The organism is Pseudomonas sp. BIOMIG1BAC, from assembly GCF_001705995.2.
In the GTDB taxonomy this organism is placed as follows: domain Bacteria; phylum Pseudomonadota; class Gammaproteobacteria; order Pseudomonadales; family Pseudomonadaceae; genus Aquipseudomonas; species Aquipseudomonas sessilinigenes.
In genome coordinates, this window is record NZ_CP049045.1 from 4,108,741 (window position 1) to 4,126,240 (window position 17,500).

A 17,500-nucleotide genomic window follows, 5' to 3' on the forward strand; every position below is an offset into this window, starting at 1 on the left:
TAGACTCGCGCTCGACAATGGGCCGTGCAAGGCATGGCCGCCATGCTCCGCGAAGGCAACGAACAAAGGAAGAGCTGAAGATGAATCTTGCGAACATCGGTGTGATCGGCGCCGGCACCATGGGCAACGGTATCGCCCAGGTCTGCGCCCAGGCGGGCTTTGCCGTGACCCTGCTGGACATCGCCCAGCCCGCCCTGGAAAAGGCCCTGGCCACCATCGGCAAGAACCTCGACCGGCAGGTGGTCAAGGGCGAGTTGAGCGATGGGCAGAAGCTCGCGACCCTGGAACGCATCCGCATCAGCACCGACTACGCCACGCTCAAGGATGTCCAGCTGGTGATCGAGGCCGCCACCGAGAACCTCGAACTCAAGCTCAAGGTGCTGCAGCAGATCGCTGCCCAGGTCGGCCCCGAGTGCGTGATCGCCTCCAACACCTCGTCGCTGTCCATCACCCAGCTGGCGGCCAGCGTCAGCGCCCCGGAGCGCTTCATCGGCCTGCACTTCTTCAACCCGGTGCCGGTGATGGGCCTGATCGAGGTGATCCGCGGCCTGCAGACCAGCGATGCGACCCACGCCCTGGCCCTGGACATGGCCCAGCGCCTGGGCAAGACCGCGATCACCGCCGGCAACCGCCCGGGCTTCGTGGTCAACCGCATCCTGGTGCCGATGATCAACGAGGCGATCCTGGTGTTCCAGGAAGGCCTGGCCAGCGCCGAGGACATCGACGCCGGCATGCGCCTGGGCTGCAACCAGCCGATCGGCCCATTGGCCCTGGCCGACCTGATCGGCCTGGACACCCTGCTGGCGATCCTCGAAGCCTTCTACGAGGGCTTCAACGACAGCAAGTACCGCCCCGCCCCGCTGCTCAAGGAAATGGTTGCCGCCGGCTACCTGGGCCGCAAGACCGGACGTGGCTTCCATGCCTATGGCTGAACGCTGCTCGCGCTTCGCGCAAAGCCGCGACAAGGCCCTGGAGCTGTTCGCCAGCAAGGGCTTCGGCCAGGTCGGCATGCGCGAGCTGGCCAGCCACCTGGGGCTGACGCCGGGTTCGCTGTATCACCATTACCCGAGCAAGCAGCACCTGTTGCTGGACCTGATCGAGGAGTTCTTCGATGAGCTGCAAGGCACCCTCAAGCGCCTGCAGCGGCGCAAGCTCCAGGACGGCTGCCTGGTGGCGCTGATCCGCGCCCACCTGAAACTGCACCGGGAACTGCCCCGGCACTTTCGCCTGGTGGAGCGCGACAGCGGCTGCCTGAACCCCGACCAGCAGTTGCGCGTCGAGCAATTGCGCGCAGGCTACGAACAGCAATTGCTGCAACTGCTGGGCACGCCTGCCGGGCAAGGGGAAGCCGCGCGCCGGGCCACCGCCCATGCGGTGGCCAACCTGCTCAATACCGCCCCCAGCTGGTTCCAGGAACAGCCCCTGGGCGAGCGCGAGCGCGAAGCCTTGCTGGAGAACCTGCTCAGCGGCGCCATCGAACGCCTGGTGGGCACAGGCCCAAGCCACAGCGCCGTGGCCTGAGGCCAGGCCTCAGCGCAATTGCAGCGGGTCCACCAGGCCGGCGGCGATGGCCATGCCCACCAGTTCCGGCAAATGCTCGGCCTGCATGCGCTTCATCACCCGCGAGCGGTACAGGTCGATGGTCTTGATGCTGACCCCCAACTGCTCGGCGATCTCGCGATTGGTATAGCCCTGCACCAGCGGCAGCAGCACATCCTTTTCCCGTGGCGTCAGGCTCTCCAGGCGCTCCAGCACCCGGGCCTGCCCGGCGCCCTGGCGCTGGCGGCTGCCGGCACGGTTCAACGCCTGCTGCACGCTATCGAGCAGCAGTTGCTCGTTGTAGGGCTTCTCGATGAAGTCCGCCGCCCCGGCCTTGAACGCGCGGACCACGATGGGCACATCGGCATGGCCACTGACGAAGATCAGCGGCAGGTCGATTTCCCGCTGGCGCAGCTCTTCCTGGACATTCAACCCGCCCATGCCGGGCATGCGCACATCCAGCAGCACACAGGCGTTGCGGCTCGGGTCGCAATGCTCGAGGAACTCGCGGCCGCTGGTGAAGGGCACGGCCGCCAGGCCCACCGACTCCAGCAGCCAGACCGTGGAGTCGAGCATGGCCGGGTCATCGTCGACCACGTACACCAACTGCTGCGTCGCACTCGTCATGGCCTTGCTCCTGTATTCGGGGAAATGGATGGATCGGTCTCAAGCGGCGCCGTGGCCGGCAGATGGCAGTCCATGCGCAGGCCCCGGGCCTGGGGCCGGGCCTGCAAGTCGCCGCCGAAACCCTCGACGATGCTGCGGCTCATGGACAGCCCCAGCCCCAGGCCATTGGCCTTGCTGGTGTAGAACGGGGTGAACAACTGCGCCAGCTGCTGGGTAGAAACCCCGGGGCCCTGGTCGCTGACGCTGATGCAGACCCCACCCTCGGCGCCGGCCATGGCCTGGAGCACAATCTGCGAGGCCTGTTGCGCATGGACCTCGCGATTGGCCTCTATGGCGTTGCGCAAGAGGTTGAGCAGCACCTGTTCCAGCAGCACCCGGTCGGCGTAGACCGGCGGCAGATTATCCGCCAGGCGCAGCTCGATCACCACCTGGCACGCCTGGGCTTCCCAGGCGCACAGGCGCACGGTTTCCCGGGCCACCTCGGCGCTGTCCAGGGCCTGGAGCCGCCGCCCGCCCTTGCGCAGGAACGCCCGCAGGCGCTTGATCACCTCGGCGGCGTGGGTCGCCTGCTCGGCGATGCGCTCCAGGCCCTGGGCCACCTTTTGCGCAGCCTGGGGCTGGGTGTCCAGCGCCTGTAAATAGCGCTGGCTGGCGTTGGCGTAGTTGACCACCGCCGCCAGCGGCTGGTTGATCTCGTGGGCAATGCCCGAGGCCAACTCGCCCAGGGTCACCAAACGCGCGGTATGGGCCAGCTCGTCCTGGTGATGACGCTGCTGGGCTTCGCGCAGTTCGCGCTCGCTCTGGTCATGGGCCACCAGGGAATAGAAGCGCTCGCCGCTGGCCGCCCGGTGCGCCAGGAGCATCAGCGACACCGCCACCGACTCACCGCCCGAGGGCGGCTGCAAGCGAGTCTCGATGCTCCAGCGCCCGGTGCGCTCGGCGCATTCCCAGCCCTCTCGCTGCAGGCTTTGCAGCACCGCCGGACTGAGGATCGCCACCAGCTCGGGCATCGCCTGCGCGGGCTCCAGGCCCAGGGCGCGCCGGGCGGCCGGGTTGAGGTAAGTGACACTGCCGCCCGGCTGGACGAACAGCACCGGATCGGGGTTGGCCTCCACCACCTCGGCCAGGCGCCGCTTGTTCTCCTCGGCCTGGACCCGGGCGGTGATGTCCCGGGATACCGCCACCACCTCCACCACCGCCCCGGTGTAGGTCTCGCGGATCGCCCGGCAGGCGGTCTCGAACCACAGGTAGTGGCCGTCGCGATGGCGGATGCGATAGGTCATGGTGTGGTAGCCGTCCTGCTCCAGGGCATCCCCGGTGCGCTGCATCAGCCCGGCCAGCCCGCGGCTGTGCAACAGGCTGCGGGCGGGCATACCGCGCAGCTCCTCGGGCCAGTAGCCGAGCAGGGTCCAGGACGCAGGCGAGGCGTCGAGGAAGCAGCCATCGGGGGTGTGCCGGGAAATCAGGTCGGTGGTGTTCTCGGTGATCAGCCGATACAGCCGCCGAGCCCTGGCCGACTCGCGCTCGGCCTGCACCTGGGTGGTGGCCTCGCGGCACCGGGCCAGGACCCGCTGGCGATACGGGTCGGGGATGAAGGTCCAGAGCAGGATCCGCTCGCCGCACTGGGCCTCGACGTCCTCGATCGGCCGTTGCTGGTCGAGGCAGGCCCGCACCAGGGCCGGGTGGTTGACCGGCAGCCAGGCCGCCAACCCATCCCCTGTCGCGCCCTCCAGCCACTGGCGCAGCGCCGGGTTCAGGTCCAGCGCCCGGGCGTCGGCATCCAGCAGCGCACTGGGCTGCGGGTCATGGCCCAGCCAGGGCGAATCTGGCAGGCGGCCTTCGCGCTGCAGGCGCAGCCAATGGCTCAAGTGAGCGGAGCTTTGCATCATCGTTGGACCTTTAGGGATCATCGGCGATCAATATAGTATTAATACTATACAACTCAGGTATTACTTCCATATCAATCTGCAAACAGTATATAAAAGTCTCCGGATAAGTCACCGAGGCGCCAACGAGCGCCTCGGTCAATAGAGCTAACAATCAGCCACCGGGTGCCCGAACCATGTCCATCTACGAGCAAGGCCTTGCGCCGTCTGCCGTCAACCACATCGCCCTTTCGCCCCTGAGCTTCATCGAGCGTACCGCCGCGGTCTATCCGGACTACCCGGCGGTGGTCCATGGTTCGATCCGTCGCACCTGGGCCCAGACCTACAGCCGCTGCCGGCGCCTGGCCTCGGCCCTGGCCGGCCGCGGAATCGGCAAGAACGACACGGTGGCGGTGATGCTGCCCAACATCCCGGCGATGCTCGAGGCGCATTTCGGCGTACCGATGATCGGCGCCGTGCTCAACGCCCTCAACGTGCGCCTGGACGCCGAGGCCATCGCCTTCATGCTGGCCCACGGCGAGGCCAAGGTGCTGATCGCCGACCGCGAGTTCCATGCAGTGATCCAGGCCGCCGTGGCCATGCTCGACCACCCGCCGCTGGTGATCGACCTCGACGACCCGGAGTACGGCGAGGGCCAGCCGGTCAGCGACCTGGACTACGAGGCGTTCCTCGCCGAGGGCGACCCGGAGTTCGCCTGGCAGTGGCCGGATGACGAGTGGCAGGCCATCGCCCTGAACTACACCTCCGGCACCACCGGCAATCCCAAGGGCGTGGTCTATCACCACCGCGGCGCCTACCTCAACGCCCTGGGCAACCAGATGACCTGGGCCATGGGCAACCACCCGGTGTACCTGTGGACCCTGCCGATGTTCCACTGCAACGGCTGGTGCTACCCCTGGACCGTCACCGCCCTGGCCGGGGTCCACGTATTCCTGCGCCGGGTCGACCCGCAGAAGATCCTCAACCTGATCCGCGAACACCAGGTCAGCCACCTGTGCGGCGCGCCCATCGTGCTCAATGCCCTGGTGAACATGCCGGAATCGGCCAAGGCGGCCATCGACCACCCGGTCAAGGCCATGGTGGCCGGGGCCGCGCCACCGGCCAAGGTGATCGGCGCCGTGGAAGAGATGGGCATCCAGGTCACCCACGTCTACGGCCTGACCGAGGTCTATGGCCCGGTGACCCTGTGTGCCTGGCACGCCGCCTGGGACCCGTTGCCCCTGGAAGAGCGGGCGCAGATCAAGGCGCGCCAGGGCGTGCGCTACCCGACCCTGGAAGGGGTGATGGTGGCCGACCCGAAGACCCTGGAACCCACGCCCCGGGACGGCCAGACCATCGGCGAGATCTTCATGCGCGGCAACACGGTGATGAAGGGCTACCTGAAGAACCCCACCGCCACCGCCGAAGCCTTCGAAGGCGGCTGGTTCCACACCGGCGACCTGGGCGTGACTCATCCGGACGGCTACGTGGAGATCCGCGACCGGCTCAAGGACATCATCATTTCCGGAGGCGAGAACATCTCCACCATCGAGCTCGAAGGCGTGCTCTATCGCCATCCGGCGGTGCTGGAAGCGGCGGTGGTGGCCCGGCCCGACGAAAAATGGGGCGAGACGCCCTGCGCCTTCATCACCCTCAAGGCCGACCACCAGGACGTGCGCGAAGCCCAGATCATCGCCTTCTGCCGCGAGCACCTGGCGGGGTTCAAGGTGCCGCGCACCGTGGTCTTCAGCCAGTTGCCCAAGACCTCCACCGGCAAGATCCAGAAGTTCGTCCTGCGCGACATGGCGAAAAACCTCTAGCCTGAACCCAAGATCCCCGCGCATGCTGCCCCGGCATGTTCGCGGGGCCCGCCCCTTTTGAATCACGCGGCCACGGCCGTGCAACCTCCACCCTTGCACGAGGTTTCCTGCAATGCCCGAATTCAACGCTCCTCTGCGCGACATGCGCTTCGTCCTGCATGAAGTGTTCAACGCCCCCAAGCTCTGGGCCCGGCTGCCGGCCCTGGCGGACATCGTGGACGGCGACACCGCCGATGCGATCCTCGAGGAAGCCGCCAAGGTCACTGCCACCCTGGTGGCCCCGCTCAACCGCAGCGGCGACGAAGAAGGCGCCACCTGGGACGCCGGCCAGGTGCGCACCCCCGCAGGCTTCAAGGAGGCCTACGCCACCTATATCCAGGGGGGCTGGGTCGGCCTGGGCGGCAACCCGGCCTATGGCGGCATGGGCATGCCGAAGATGCTCGCGGTGCAGTTCGAGGAGATGCTCTACGGCGCCAACTCCAGCTTCGCCCTGTACTCGACCCTGAGCTCCGGCGCCTGCCTGGCCATCGACGCCCACGCCAGCGAGGAACTCAAGGCGCGCTACCTGCCGGCGATGTACGAAGGCCGCTGGGCCGGCTCCATGTGCCTGACCGAGGCCCACGCCGGCACTGACCTGGGGATCATCCGCACCCGCGCCGAACCCCAGGCCGACGGCAGCTACCGCATCAGCGGCAGCAAGATGTTCATCACCGGCGGCGAGCAGGACCTGACCGAGAACATCATCCACCTGGTGCTGGCCAAGCTGCCGGATGCCCCGGCCGGGCCCAAGGGCATCTCGCTGTTCCTGGTACCCAAGATCCACGTCGACGCCAACGGCAACCTGGGCCAGGCCAACGCCGTGAGCTGCGGTTCCATCGAGCACAAGATGGGGATCAAGGGCTCGGCCACCTGCGTGCTGAACTTCGACGGCGCCAGCGGCTACCTGGTGGGCGAGGCCAACAAGGGCCTGGCGGCGATGTTCACCATGATGAACTACGAGCGCCTGTCCATCGGCATCCAGGGCATCGGCTGCGCCGAGAACTCCTACCAGAACGCCCGGACCTACGCTCGCGAACGCCTGCAGAGCCGCGCTCCGTCGGGCCCGGTGGCCAAGGACAAGGTCGCCGACCCGATCATCAACCACCCGGACGTGCGGCGCATGCTGCTGTCGATGAAGGCCATGACCGAGGGCGGCCGGGCCTTCGCCAGCTACGTCGGCCAGCAGCTGGACCTGGCCAAGTTCGCCGACCAGCCCCATGAGCGGCACAACGCCCAAGCCCTGGTGGCGCTGCTGACCCCGGTGGCCAAGGCATTCTTCACCGACAACGGCCTGGACAGCTGCGTGCTGGGCCAGCAGGTGTTTGGCGGCCACGGCTACATCCGTGAGTGGGGCCAGGAGCAGCTGGTGCGCGACGTGCGCATCGCGCAGATCTACGAAGGCACCAACGGCATCCAGGCCCTGGACCTGCTGGGGCGCAAGGTGGTGGCCAACGGCGGCGTGGCCCTGCGCCTGTTCACCGGCGAGATCCGCGACTACGCCTACCTGCCCGGCGCGGCCTATTCGGCGCAGCTGCTCGATGCCGTGCAGCGCCTGGAAGAACTCAGCGACTGGCTGTGCGAACAGGCCGTGCAGAACCCCAACGCCGTGGGCAGCGCCTGCGTCGAGTACCTGCAGTTGTTCGGTCATGTGGCCTACGCCTACCTGTGGGCGCGCATGGCCCAGGTGGCCGGGCACAAGCGCGCCGAGGACGAACGCTTCTACAGCGCCAAGCTTGGCACCGCGGACTTCTATTTCAGCCGCCTGCTGCCGCGCATCCTTGGCCTGGAGCAGAGCATCCGTGCCGGCAGCTCGCCGCTGTTCAGCCTCGCCGACGAGCAGTTCTGAAGCATCGGGCCGGGGGGGGGCAGCTCCCTGCCCGGCCCCTTGCACAAGCAGGTGCAAAACCCCGGGCGCCCCGGCATACTCGGCGCCCCTGCCCACCACCCAAGGATGAATCGTGTCGGCACCTGCCCTACTCGTCGCCGGCGCAGCCATCGTGCTGCTGCTCGGTACCCTGCACCTGATCTACACCTTCGCCACCGACAAGTTCCAGCCCCGCGACCCGGCCCTGGCCGAACGCATGCGTGCGGTCGCCCCGGTGATCAGCGCCCAGACCAGCCTGTGGCGCGCCTGGATCGGTTTCAACGCCAGCCATAGCCTGGGCGCCATGCTCTTTGGCCTGGTCTATGGCTACCTGGCCTGGCTGCATCCCGAGCTGCTGCAACAGGCCCCGGGGCTTTTGTACCTGGGCCTGGCCTTCCTCGCCGGGCTGTGGGTCCTGGCCGTCCGCTACTGGTTCCGCATCCCGCTGGTAGGCATCAGCCTGGCCTTGCTGCTGTTTGCCGTCGGCAGTGCACTGGCACTCGCCTGAACCTGCACCGCAACCACCCTTCACCTTCATCGAGTTTACCCATGCCCCGCCTGTTCACCCTCTGGTCCTGGCTCTACCACCCCCTGTGCTGGGTCGCCGTCGCGGCGCCGCTGGCGCTGATGGTGTTTTGTGACGTGCAATTGATTGTCCCGCGGGATGTCGGCGGCACCCTGTTCGGCGGTTCAATGGGCTTCATCCTGTACCTCAGCATCTGGCTGGCGTGTGCCCTGGGCCTGGGCCTGGCCTTGCTGACCCGGATGCCCGGAGCTCGCCTGGCCTGGATCGGTGCCGGTGTGGCGCCTTTGCTGCTGGGCGCCTGGTGGCGGATCAACTACCCGGACGATGCCGACGGCAACCTGATGTTCAGCCCCATGGCCCGGGAGCTGGACTACGCCATGGCCATTGGTTGCGCCTTCATCTACAGCGGCGTGCAACTGTTGCGCCGACGACGCCTGGCACCACGCCCTGCGGCCACCAGCGCCGATGAGCTGTTCCTGCGCACCGTCTTGGCACTGATCCTCGCGGCGCTGTTCATCCTTCCGCCCTTGAACGCCATGCGCCAGCGGGCCCTGCCCTATTGCGCATTCAACAAGGCGGGCGAGCAGTTGAGCGTATGCCTGGGCGGTGGCCCGGAGGAGCGGGTGATCGTCGACTGACGCCTGTCAGCGGCCCGGTCGAAACCGGTGTCGGGCCCCTGCGCCTACATCTCGTCGAGCACTCCGGGGCCTGAGCGAGCCTAACTACGCGGTTCGCGAAAGGCGCTGGCGATGACTCGCAGGGACTCACGGGTGCGGGTGTCCGACAGTTTGGAATGCACCACCAGCTTCGACGATGGCAGGCCAGGCAGGTCGAAACGCTGGGAGACCTCCACCAGCTCCACCGGAGCCAGGCGGCAAGGCAAGACACCCACCGCCAGCCCGGCACAGATCGCCGCGACGACAGTGGATACCCCGCCGCCAACGAACACTTCGACCCAAGGGATGGCCGCGCGATCGAGCGACAACGCCGCAAGATCCCGCACGCCGCATTGCGGGCTCAGGTTGGCGACGCGCAAGGGCTCGTTGCGATTGAATTCGAAGTCTGCGGCGGCGAACCAACCGAAGGTTTCGACGCACAACACGTTGCCGTCACGGCGATCTTCACAATCGCGGATGATCACCGCATCCAGCGCTCCAGCGTCGTAGTCATCGAGCAGTGGCCCGACGCTGTCGAGCCGCACCTCGATGGACAAGCCCGGGTCCATGGATTTCAACCGGGCCAGCAGCGTGGTGATCTCCGGCCCCATGACATGGCAGGCCATGCCGAGCTTCAGGTGCTTGCGCTGGGTGGCCAGGTTGGCCAAGGCCCGCTCGTGGGCCGCGAGAAAGTCCCGGGCCGACTCGATGAACAGCTCGCCCTTGGTGGACAGCCGCACATGGCGCGGGGTGCGCTCGATCAAACGATGCCCGAGCTTGTCTTCCAGGCGCTTGAGCTTGACGCTGAGCGCCCCTTGGGTCGTGCCCAGACATTGCGCGGCACGGGTGAAGCTCTGCGAATCGGCGATGACCACGAAAGCCCGGACCGAATCCACGTCCAGGGTGAAGTTGGCGACCATGGAGACATCCCAAATTGTTGTCATAGATATGGCGGGTGATTCTATTTCGTTGTGTTTAGCATCGCTAGCGCTTGATCAGCGCTGCCCGGGCGTCCCGGGGTTCTATCAACCCGCGCTGATTCGATCCAGGAGTGACCTGCACAATGAGCGCAATTGCATCATCCAGAAACCGGATCGCCCTGATGGCGGTCTGCCTGTCCGCCACGATGCTCGGTTTGGAAATCACCAGCATCCCCGCCATCCTGCCCACGCTTGAACACACATTGGCCGCCGACTTCCGGCAACTGCAATGGATCATGAACGCCTACACCATCGCGATGTGCGCCATGCTCATCGCCATGGGCGCCTTGGCCGACCGCTATGGCCGCAAGCGCCTGTTCATGCTCAACGTCGCGGCTTTCGGCGTGGCGTCACTGGTCTGCGGCCTGGCCAGCAATGCCCCGCTGCTGATTGCCGCGCGCTTCGGCCAGGGTGTCAGTGCCGCAGGGATGCTGGCCTGCCAGGTGGCGATCCTCTCCCAACAGTTTCGCGAAGGCCCCGAACGGGGCGTGGCGTTCTCCTGCTGGGGCGTGGTCTTCGGCTTGGGCCTGGGCACCGGCCCGGTCGTTGGCGGGGCGATCCTGGCGGTTTCGAGCTGGCAATGGGTGTTCCTGATCCATGGGGTCCTGGCGCTGCTGACCCTTGCCCTGACCCAACGCGGAGTGCAAGAGTCGGCCGACCCGCACACCAGCGGTATCGACATCGGCGGCATGATCACCTTGCCACTGGCGGTGTTCGGTTGCGTCTACCTGATCACCCAGGGCCAGGAGCTCGGCCTCGGGAGTGCCGGCGCAAGGGGCGTGCTGGCGGCCAGCCTCGCCTGCCTGCTGCTCTTCGTCGTGATCGAGCACCGGGCCGAACGGCCCATCTTCGATTTCAAGGCCTTTGGTATCCGCCACTTCTCCGGAGCCCTGCTGGGGGCCTGCGCCATGAACTTCAGCTTCTGGCCCTTCATCATCTACTTTCCCCTCTACCTGCAATCGGCACTGGGTTATGACGGCGTGCAGTCCGGGCTGATCGTACTCACCTACACCCTGCCGATCTGCCTCGTGCCGCCCTTGGCGGAGAAGATGCTGGCCAAGCGCGGCCCTGGCTGGGTGATCCCCCTTGGGATGTTCGCCATAGCCCTGGGGTTTGGACTCCTGGGCCTTGCCGTCACCACGTCCTACGCCGGTTGGGCCAGCCTGCTGCCTGGCTGCCTGCTGGCAGGCGCAGGAGTCGGCCTGACCACCACCTGCGTCACCAACACCGCCACCGGGGCTCTCCCAGCGGAGCGCGCAGGCATGGCCTCTGGCATGGAGTTCAGTGCACGGATGATTTCGCTGTCCATCAACATTGCCGTGATGGGATTGATCCTGGGGCTGGGAGTCTCCTGGTCGCTGGAGCAAAGCCTGGCCCCTCTCGGGGTCCAGGCGGGGCGTGCACTGGTGGACGCCATCTGCGCAGGCAACTTCACGGCCGCTGAAGCGCTGGGGGTTCCCATCGACCTGGCGCGTCGCGCATTGATGCAGGGAATCGGCTGGGTCCTGGGCTACGGCGCCAGCGCTACCCTGGTCCTGGCGTTACTGGCGCTGCGGGTCTTTGGCAAGTATCGGCCGCGCACCCTCTTGCCCATAGCCGACCTGGCCGAGGGTGACTGACGCAGCACCGGCCAACGCAGCTAGCGCGCAACGAAAAGCCCCGGACGAACCGGGGCTTCTCGTTGCCAGTCAGCTATCGTGCGGTGGGCCTGGGCCGATCCTTGCGTACCGGCAAGGCAGCGGCGAAGGCCAGGGCCTCTTCCCGGGTGCCAAAGGTGGCAAGCCGGTCGCCCGGGGTGCAGACCTTCCAGGGTCCGTTATTGACGCTCAGTACCTGATAGCCATTGATCTGCATCTTGTTCAGCAGTGGCGTACTCATACACACCTCCTTATCGTCAGCGAGCCTGAGGCTGGCCGGTCCACCTTACACCCGCACGTGGAACCGGCGACTGCCGCATGTCGGCATGCCCGGCGCACTCGCTTCACTTCTTCAGGTTGGCCAACGGATCATAGGCTCGGGAGCGCTTGCGCTCATGCTCCGGTGGCGGCCGATCCAGCGGGGCCCTCGCCGGGCCTACCGGATCGACCTGGGGGTCGGCCAGGTCCGGTGGGTTGCCGGGTGCTCATGGACTCCTCCTGCGCGAATGCCTGCGTGACGGGTACAGGCATAGATCGCAATCGAGCCCGTGGGTGCCGTGAACCGGACCAATGGCGCAGGACAAATTGCATTGTGCCGGCTGGCGTCGCAGGATGGCCCCTGCCCTCAACCGCTCAACAGGAAATGTCCATGACGATTCGTGCTGTGGTTTTCGACTTCGGTGGCGTGCTGTTCGACTGGAGTCCCCATCATCTGTACCGGCAACTGATCCCCGATGATCAACACCGCCAGTGGTTCCTCGACACCATCTGCACCCAGGCCTGGAACACCCGGCAAGACGGCGGTCGCAGCCTGGCCGAGGGCACCCGCAGCCTGGTGGCCGAGCACCCCGAGCATGCAGCGCTGATCGAAGCCTATTACGGGCGCTGGGTGGAAATGCTGCGCGGACAGCTGGACGACGGCGTGGCCCTGCTGGAGGAGCTGCACCAGGCGCAGATGCCGCTGTTCGGTTTGACCAACTGGTCCCGCGAGACCTTTCCCTACGCCTGGGACAACTACCCTTTCCTGCGGCTTCTGCGCGACATCGTGGTGTCCGGCCAGGAGCACCAGCTCAAGCCCGAGCCGCCGATCTACCACACCACGGTGCAACGCATCCGCGCCCACCTGCCGGACATCGCCCCCGAGGAACTGGCGTTCATCGACGACCATGAACCGAATATCCAGGCGGCCAGGGCCCTGGGCTGGAATACCATCCACCATCTTTCGGCGCAGCAAACGCGTGAACAATTGCAAGCGCTGGGCGTGACGCTGTAGCGGCTCGGTGAGGCTGCGCAGCGGGGCCTGATGCAGCGTGTCGTGGGGTCTCGCGGCAGCGGCTACAGATGCTTGGGGCTCCAGAGCTGTACGGCCCGGGCATCCACGGGCCTGGGCAGGAGTTTCTCCTGGTAGAAGGTGTCGGCGATCTTCTGCTGTTCGCCCAGGGCTTGCACCTGTACGGGCTCGACCTGGTAGGTGCGGCGGCTGTTGGCCAGTTCTACGGTCGGGACGTCGAGGTTGCCCCATAGCGGGCCCAGCAGCTTGGCCGCTTGTGCCGGGTTGGCCTTGACCCAGGCGCCGGTTTTCTGCAACTCGGTAAATACCTGCTGCAACACCTCGGGATGGGCCTTGGCGTAGTCGTTGGAGGCCAGGTAGTAGCGGCGGTAGCTGGCCAGGCCCTGGCCGTCGTGCAGTACCCGTGCACCCTGCTGGCGCTCGGCGCTGGCGACGAAGGGTTCCCAGGTGACCCAGGCATCGACCTTGGCGGTTTCCAGGGCGGCGCGGCCATCGGCGGGGGTCAGGTACACCGGCTGGATATCGGCGAAGCTCAAGCCCACCTCGCGCAACGCGGCGATCAGCAGGTAATGGCTGCCGGCAGCCTTGGTCACGGCGATGCGCTTGCCCTTGAGATCGGCCAGGGACTTGAGCGGCGAGTCCTTACCGATGACGATGGACTGGGCCGCGGGCGATGGGGTCTCGGTGGCGAAGTAGGTCAACCTGGCGCCGGCGGCCTGGGCGAACACCGGCACGGTGTCGGCGACATCGGCGCTGATATCGACATTGCCCACGTTCAGCGATTCGGCCAGGGGCAAACCGCTGGTGAACTCATGCCAGGTGATGTTCACCCCCTGCCCCGCCAGTTGCTTTTCCAGGGTGCCCTGGGCCTTGAGCACTGCCAGCAGGGTCGAGGATTTCTGGTAGCCAATGCGCAGGCTGGTGTCGGCCTGGGCGTTGCAGGCCATGCCCAACGCCAGGGCGACAAGGACGGAGAGCGACAAGCGACGAGGCAAAGCAAAGGGTTGGCGCATGGGGGCGAACCTTCTGGGAGAGGACAGTCGCTAAAAGCTAATTGATCTAATAATTAGAAAATAAATAATTTTTAGGAATTAGCTTAGTGTCTGCCAAAGGTTCGTCACCCATGCAAACCTGTAGCCGCTGCTGAGCCTGCGAAGCTGCGTACGAGGACGCAGTGCTCGCAGGCCGGGGACGGCAGTCAGGAGGTCAGGCTGATGGTCTGGGAGGCGGCAAGCATGGCGCGCAGCAGTACCGCGCAGCCGGCGGCCAGGTCGTCGGGGTCGGCGTTCTCGATTTCGTTGTGGCTGATGCCGCCTTCGCAGGGCACGAAGATCATCCCCGCCGGCCCCAGTTCGGCGACGAAGATCGCGTCGTGCCCGGCGCCACTGACGATGTCCATGTGCGACAAGCCCAGGCCCTCGGCGGCGCCGCGCACGGCCTCGACGCACACCTTGTGGAAGTACAGCGGCGGGAAGTCCGCCGTCGGGGTCAGCTCGAAACTCAGGCCGTGTTCCTCGCACGTGCATTCGATCACCTGGCGCACCTCGGCGATCATCGAGTCCAGGCGTGCAGGCTCCAAGTGACGGAAGTCCAGGGTCATGCGCACCTCGCCGGGAATCACGTTGCGCGAGCCCGGGTAGGCCTGCAGGCAACCGACGGTGCCGCAGGCGTGGGGTTGATGGCCAAGGGCCGCACGGTTGACCGCCGCCACCACCGCCGCGGCGCCGACCAGGGCGTCCTTGCGCAGGTGCATCGGGGTCGGGCCGGCATGGGCCTCGACCCCGCGCAGCTTGAGGTCGAACCACTTCTGCCCGAGGGCGCCGAGCACCACGCCGATGGTCTTGCGCTCGTCTTCAAGAATCGGCCCCTGCTCGATATGCGCCTCGAAGTAGGCCCCCACCGGATGCCCGCTGACCTGGCGCGTGCCGGCGTAGCCGATGGCGTTCAGCGCCGCGCCGACGCTGATGCCCTCGGCATCGGTCCTGGCCAGGGTGTCCTGCAGGGTGAATTTCTCGGCGAACACCCCGGAGCCCATCATGCACGGCGGGAAGCGCGAGCCTTCCTCGTTGGTCCACACCACCACTTCCAGGGGGGCCTCGGTTTCCAGCTTGAGGTCGTTGAGGGTGCGCAACACCTCAAGCCCCGCCAGCACGCCAAAACAACCATCGAACTTGCCCCCGGTGGGCTGGGTGTCGATATGGCTGCCGGTCATCACCGGAGGCAACTGCGGGTTGCGCCCGGGGCGGCGGGCGAAGATGTTGCCGATGCCGTCCACGCTGACCGTGCACCCGGCCTCCTCGCACCAGGTGACGAACAGGTCACGGGCCTGGCGGTCGAGGTCGGTCAGGGCCAGGCGGCAGACCCCGCCCTTGACCGTGGCGCCGAGCCGGGCCAGCTCCATGAGCGACTGCCACAGGCGGTCGCGGTTGATGTGCTGATGGCTGGATTGCAGAACGTCGACGGCAGCGTTCATGGTGATCTCCTCAGGCTTTTCTGGTTGTGGTCGACAAGGTCGTGCTCGTCTTGAGTGCTGTGGTGTCTGGTGGATTGTTTGTGAACAAGCCCCGCGTTCCCTGCAGGAGCGAGCGGGCGGCGATGCGACTTGCCCGCGATGCTCTCAATGCATCACACCGGCGTCTTGGCGCTCACGCCCTGCGGGCTGCGCAGGTTGCACAGGCCGTAGTAGATGAGCCCGCCCAGGGCCGAACCGGTGAACCAGCCGTAGCTGTAGAACCAGTTGAAGGCACTGCTGCCCAGCGACATCAGGGTCAGCGCCACCGGGATGGCGAAGGCGATGAAGCCGTGCCAGTTCCACGCCGGGTACACGTCGTCGCGGTACAATCCGGCCAGGTCCAGGCGCTGCCTGCGGATGATGAAGTAGTCCACCACCATGATCCCGGCGATCGGCCCCAGGAGGCTGGAGTAGCCCAGCAGCCAGTTGGAGTAAACGGTTTCCAGGCTCACGTCGGACACCAGCAGGCCGAGCTTCTTGAGCAGTTCGTGGCCCATCAGCGCCAGCCCTACCAAGCCGGTGAGGATCACCGCCGTGGTGCGGCCGATCAGCTTGGGGGCGATGTTCTGGAAGTCGTTGGTGGGCGAAACGATGTTGGCCGCGGTGTTGGTCGACAGCGTGGCGATGATGATCAGCGCCATGGCCACGGCCACCCAGCCCGGGCTCTGGATATGCCCGATCAGGCTCACCGGGTCGGAGACCGTGACCCCCACCAGCTTGGCCGAGGCCGCGGTCATCACCACTCCCAGGGCGGCGAACAGGAACATGGTCAGCGGCAGGCCGAAGATCTGCCCCAGCACCTGGTCCTTCTGGCTCTTGGCGTAGCGGCTGAAGTCCGGGATGTTCAGCGACAAGGTGGCCCAGAATCCGACCATGGCCGTCAGCCCGGCCATGAAGTAGCCGGTGACGCTGGCACCTTCGGGACGCTTGGGCGGGATCGCCAGCAACTCACCGAGCGATACGCTGGGCAAGGCCCACAGCAGCAGCCCGATACCCACCGCCACCAACAGCGGCGCCGACAAGGTCTCCAGCCATTTGATCGATTCCGCGCCGCGCAGCACCACCCACAGGTTGAGGGTCCAGAACAGCATGAAGCCGATCACCTCGCCGGTGCCGCCCAGGGCCTTCCAATCCGGGAAGATCGAGCCGAGGAACAGGTGGATGGCCAGGCCGCCGAACAGGGTCTGGATGCCGAACCAGCCACAGGCCACCAGGGCGCGGATCAGGCACGGCACGTTGGAGCCGATGATGCCGAACGACGAGCGCAGCAGCACCGGGAACGGAATGCCGTACTTGGTGCCGGCGAAGGCGTTGAGGGTCAGGGGCAACAGCACCACGACATTGGCCAAGAGGATCGCCAGCAGCGCCTCGCCGACACTCAGGCCGAAGTAGGCGGTGAGCACCCCGCCCAGGGTGTAGGTCGGCACGCAGATCGACATGCCGATCCACAGCGCGGTGATGTGCCACTTGTTCCAGGTGCGCTCCTGGACCTTGGTCGGGGCGATGTCGTGGTTGTAACGGGGGCTGTCGAGCACGTCGCTGCCGGCGTCCAGCTCGTACAAGCCGGCGCGCTCGGTCACCTGGGATCTGATCTGTTGCATGGCCGCTCCACTGTTGTTCTGATTATTTTGCTCATCAAGCCAGCGGACGATGGGATCGGGCGCCGGGCGATGGCCGGAGAACTGACGACTTCCATCCCCGGCGTGACGATCCGTGGCGGCACTCAATAAGTGTGCCGGTGAGCCCAGGTTCGTGACTGACCCGTTGATGGAATCCATGTAAGCAACTGATGTAACTCAGCTTTATTCAAATAACTTTCAGGTCTTCGGTTAGTTGCCAGGCCACTCAGGCAAGGTAGCTGGCAAGTTGCCACTTAGATCAAGACCCAAATAGGTGCACCGCACTTTCAGCAACGATATCCGATTCGTTTTCGTACCTCTTCAAGCTGCTGATAGGACATGGAAAATCTCGACTATTTTTCGATCCTGTCAAGTGCGTCAAAATGGTGAACGCCTGCACTATTTCTGGGATTTATATTTTTTATCGTTAAATTTCAATTAGTTACATTCAATATAAGCTTATAAAAAATATTCTTGATGTTTCTTCAAAGTGAGACTAGCGTTTAATCCTGACACCACTGACAG

The 17,500-nt window shown here is 65.8% G+C and carries 15 protein-coding genes and 1 pseudogene; 8 read left to right on the plus strand and 8 right to left on the minus strand.

Annotation, left to right across the window (positions count from 1 at the left end; all coding sequences use genetic code 11):
- The first annotated feature begins 80 nt into the window (after nucleotides 1-80).
- Nucleotides 81-932: a 3-hydroxybutyryl-CoA dehydrogenase gene (locus ATY02_RS19035; RefSeq protein WP_068584392.1), complete on the plus strand. Its 852-nt coding sequence runs from the start codon at nucleotides 81-83 to the stop codon at nucleotides 930-932.
- Entirely contained in the window at nucleotides 925-1,521 is a 597-nt protein-coding gene (locus tag ATY02_RS19040; protein WP_068584395.1) for a TetR/AcrR family transcriptional regulator, read from the plus strand. Before ATY02_RS19035 ends, ATY02_RS19040 begins: the two co-directional genes overlap by 8 nt.
- A 9-nt stretch (nucleotides 1,522-1,530) precedes the next feature.
- On the opposite strand, the gene ATY02_RS19045 is transcribed toward ATY02_RS19040, so the two are convergent.
- A complete protein-coding gene (locus tag ATY02_RS19045) occupies nucleotides 1,531-2,166 on the minus strand; it encodes a response regulator transcription factor (protein WP_068584399.1) in 636 nt (211 codons plus the stop codon).
- Entirely contained in the window at nucleotides 2,163-4,052 is a 1,890-nt protein-coding gene (locus tag ATY02_RS19050) for a PAS domain-containing sensor histidine kinase (RefSeq protein ID WP_068584565.1), read from the minus strand. Before ATY02_RS19050 ends, ATY02_RS19045 begins: the two co-directional genes overlap by 4 nt.
- Before the next feature lie 176 nt (nucleotides 4,053-4,228).
- Between ATY02_RS19050 and ATY02_RS19055 the strand changes: the two genes are divergently transcribed.
- The 4 genes from ATY02_RS19055 to ATY02_RS19070 all read left to right on the plus strand — a co-directional run bounded on the left by ATY02_RS19055 (nucleotide 4,229) and on the right by ATY02_RS19070 (nucleotide 8,918).
- Complete coding sequence (locus ATY02_RS19055; RefSeq protein WP_022643578.1) at nucleotides 4,229-5,851, plus strand: acyl-CoA synthetase; 1,623 nt, start codon at nucleotides 4,229-4,231, stop codon at nucleotides 5,849-5,851.
- A 112-nt stretch (nucleotides 5,852-5,963) separates the two neighbouring features.
- Nucleotides 5,964-7,736 carry an acyl-CoA dehydrogenase C-terminal domain-containing protein gene (locus ATY02_RS19060; RefSeq protein WP_068584402.1) on the plus strand — a complete coding sequence of 591 codons (1,773 nt, stop codon included), beginning with the start codon at nucleotides 5,964-5,966 and terminating at the stop codon, nucleotides 7,734-7,736.
- Between the two features lie 112 nt (nucleotides 7,737-7,848).
- Entirely contained in the window at nucleotides 7,849-8,262 is a 414-nt protein-coding gene (locus ATY02_RS19065; protein ID WP_068584405.1) for an LIC_13387 family protein, read from the plus strand.
- A 41-nt stretch (nucleotides 8,263-8,303) separates the two neighbouring features.
- Nucleotides 8,304-8,918: a hypothetical protein gene (locus ATY02_RS19070; RefSeq protein ID WP_068584408.1), complete on the plus strand. Its 615-nt coding sequence runs from the start codon at nucleotides 8,304-8,306 to the stop codon at nucleotides 8,916-8,918.
- Nucleotides 8,919-8,998: 80 nt separating this feature from the next.
- Here the strand turns inward: ATY02_RS19070 and ATY02_RS19075 are convergent, their stop codons facing one another.
- Nucleotides 8,999-9,856: a LysR family transcriptional regulator gene (locus ATY02_RS19075; RefSeq protein WP_068584411.1), complete on the minus strand. Its 858-nt coding sequence runs from the start codon at nucleotides 9,854-9,856 to the stop codon at nucleotides 8,999-9,001.
- Nucleotides 9,857-9,999: 143 nt separating this feature from the next.
- Here ATY02_RS19075 and ATY02_RS19080 point away from each other — a divergent pair, with 143 nt between their 5' ends.
- Nucleotides 10,000-11,535 carry an MFS transporter gene (locus ATY02_RS19080; RefSeq protein ID WP_206600640.1) on the plus strand — a complete coding sequence of 512 codons (1,536 nt, stop codon included), beginning with the start codon at nucleotides 10,000-10,002 and terminating at the stop codon, nucleotides 11,533-11,535.
- A gap of 73 nt (nucleotides 11,536-11,608) precedes the next feature.
- Here the strand turns inward: ATY02_RS19080 and ATY02_RS19085 are convergent, their stop codons facing one another.
- A complete protein-coding gene (locus ATY02_RS19085; protein ID WP_068584415.1) occupies nucleotides 11,609-11,794 on the minus strand; it encodes a DUF2188 domain-containing protein in 186 nt (61 codons plus the stop codon).
- A gap of 103 nt (nucleotides 11,795-11,897) precedes the next feature.
- Nucleotides 11,898-12,023 (minus strand): annotated as a pseudogene (locus ATY02_RS36130) (DUF6021 family protein); the annotation flags it as partial.
- Between the two features lie 179 nt (nucleotides 12,024-12,202).
- Between ATY02_RS36130 and ATY02_RS19090 the strand changes: the two are divergent.
- Complete coding sequence (locus tag ATY02_RS19090; RefSeq protein WP_068584418.1) at nucleotides 12,203-12,826, plus strand: HAD family hydrolase; 624 nt, start codon at nucleotides 12,203-12,205, stop codon at nucleotides 12,824-12,826.
- Between the two features lie 62 nt (nucleotides 12,827-12,888).
- On the opposite strand, the gene ATY02_RS19095 is transcribed toward ATY02_RS19090, so the two are convergent.
- The 3 genes from ATY02_RS19095 to ATY02_RS19105 form a co-directional block, all read right to left on the minus strand.
- Nucleotides 12,889-13,857 (minus strand): aliphatic sulfonate ABC transporter substrate-binding protein, encoded by a 969-nt coding sequence (locus ATY02_RS19095; protein WP_068584421.1) that lies wholly within the window; start codon nucleotides 13,855-13,857, stop codon nucleotides 12,889-12,891.
- 185 nt (nucleotides 13,858-14,042) lie between these two features.
- Nucleotides 14,043-15,317, minus strand: a complete 1,275-nt coding sequence (locus ATY02_RS19100) for a Zn-dependent hydrolase (RefSeq protein WP_068584424.1) — start codon at nucleotides 15,315-15,317, stop codon at nucleotides 14,043-14,045.
- 152 nt (nucleotides 15,318-15,469) lie between these two features.
- A complete protein-coding gene (locus tag ATY02_RS19105; RefSeq protein ID WP_022643934.1) occupies nucleotides 15,470-16,957 on the minus strand; it encodes an NCS1 family nucleobase:cation symporter-1 in 1,488 nt (495 codons plus the stop codon).
- Nucleotides 16,958-17,500 lie beyond the last annotated feature (543 nt).

Coding starts and splice junctions, on each gene's coding strand:
- ATY02_RS19035 (WP_068584392.1), top strand. CDS start 81: ATGAATCTTGCGAACATCGGTGTGATCGGCGCCGGCACCATGGGCAAC.
- ATY02_RS19040 (WP_068584395.1), top strand. CDS start 925: ATGGCTGAACGCTGCTCGCGCTTCGCGCAAAGCCGCGACAAGGCCCTG.
- ATY02_RS19045 (WP_068584399.1), bottom strand. CDS start 2,166: ATGACGAGTGCGACGCAGCAGTTGGTGTACGTGGTCGACGATGACCCG.
- ATY02_RS19050 (WP_068584565.1), bottom strand. CDS start 4,052: ATGCAAAGCTCCGCTCACTTGAGCCATTGGCTGCGCCTGCAGCGCGAA.
- ATY02_RS19055 (WP_022643578.1), top strand. CDS start 4,229: ATGTCCATCTACGAGCAAGGCCTTGCGCCGTCTGCCGTCAACCACATC.
- ATY02_RS19060 (WP_068584402.1), top strand. CDS start 5,964: ATGCCCGAATTCAACGCTCCTCTGCGCGACATGCGCTTCGTCCTGCAT.
- ATY02_RS19070 (WP_068584408.1), top strand. CDS start 8,304: ATGCCCCGCCTGTTCACCCTCTGGTCCTGGCTCTACCACCCCCTGTGC.
- ATY02_RS19075 (WP_068584411.1), bottom strand. CDS start 9,856: ATGGTCGCCAACTTCACCCTGGACGTGGATTCGGTCCGGGCTTTCGTG.
- ATY02_RS19080 (WP_206600640.1), top strand. CDS start 10,000: ATGAGCGCAATTGCATCATCCAGAAACCGGATCGCCCTGATGGCGGTC.
- ATY02_RS19085 (WP_068584415.1), bottom strand. CDS start 11,794: ATGAGTACGCCACTGCTGAACAAGATGCAGATCAATGGCTATCAGGTA.
- ATY02_RS19090 (WP_068584418.1), top strand. CDS start 12,203: ATGACGATTCGTGCTGTGGTTTTCGACTTCGGTGGCGTGCTGTTCGAC.
- ATY02_RS19095 (WP_068584421.1), bottom strand. CDS start 13,857: ATGCGCCAACCCTTTGCTTTGCCTCGTCGCTTGTCGCTCTCCGTCCTT.
- ATY02_RS19100 (WP_068584424.1), bottom strand. CDS start 15,317: ATGAACGCTGCCGTCGACGTTCTGCAATCCAGCCATCAGCACATCAAC.
- ATY02_RS19105 (WP_022643934.1), bottom strand. CDS start 16,957: ATGCAACAGATCAGATCCCAGGTGACCGAGCGCGCCGGCTTGTACGAG.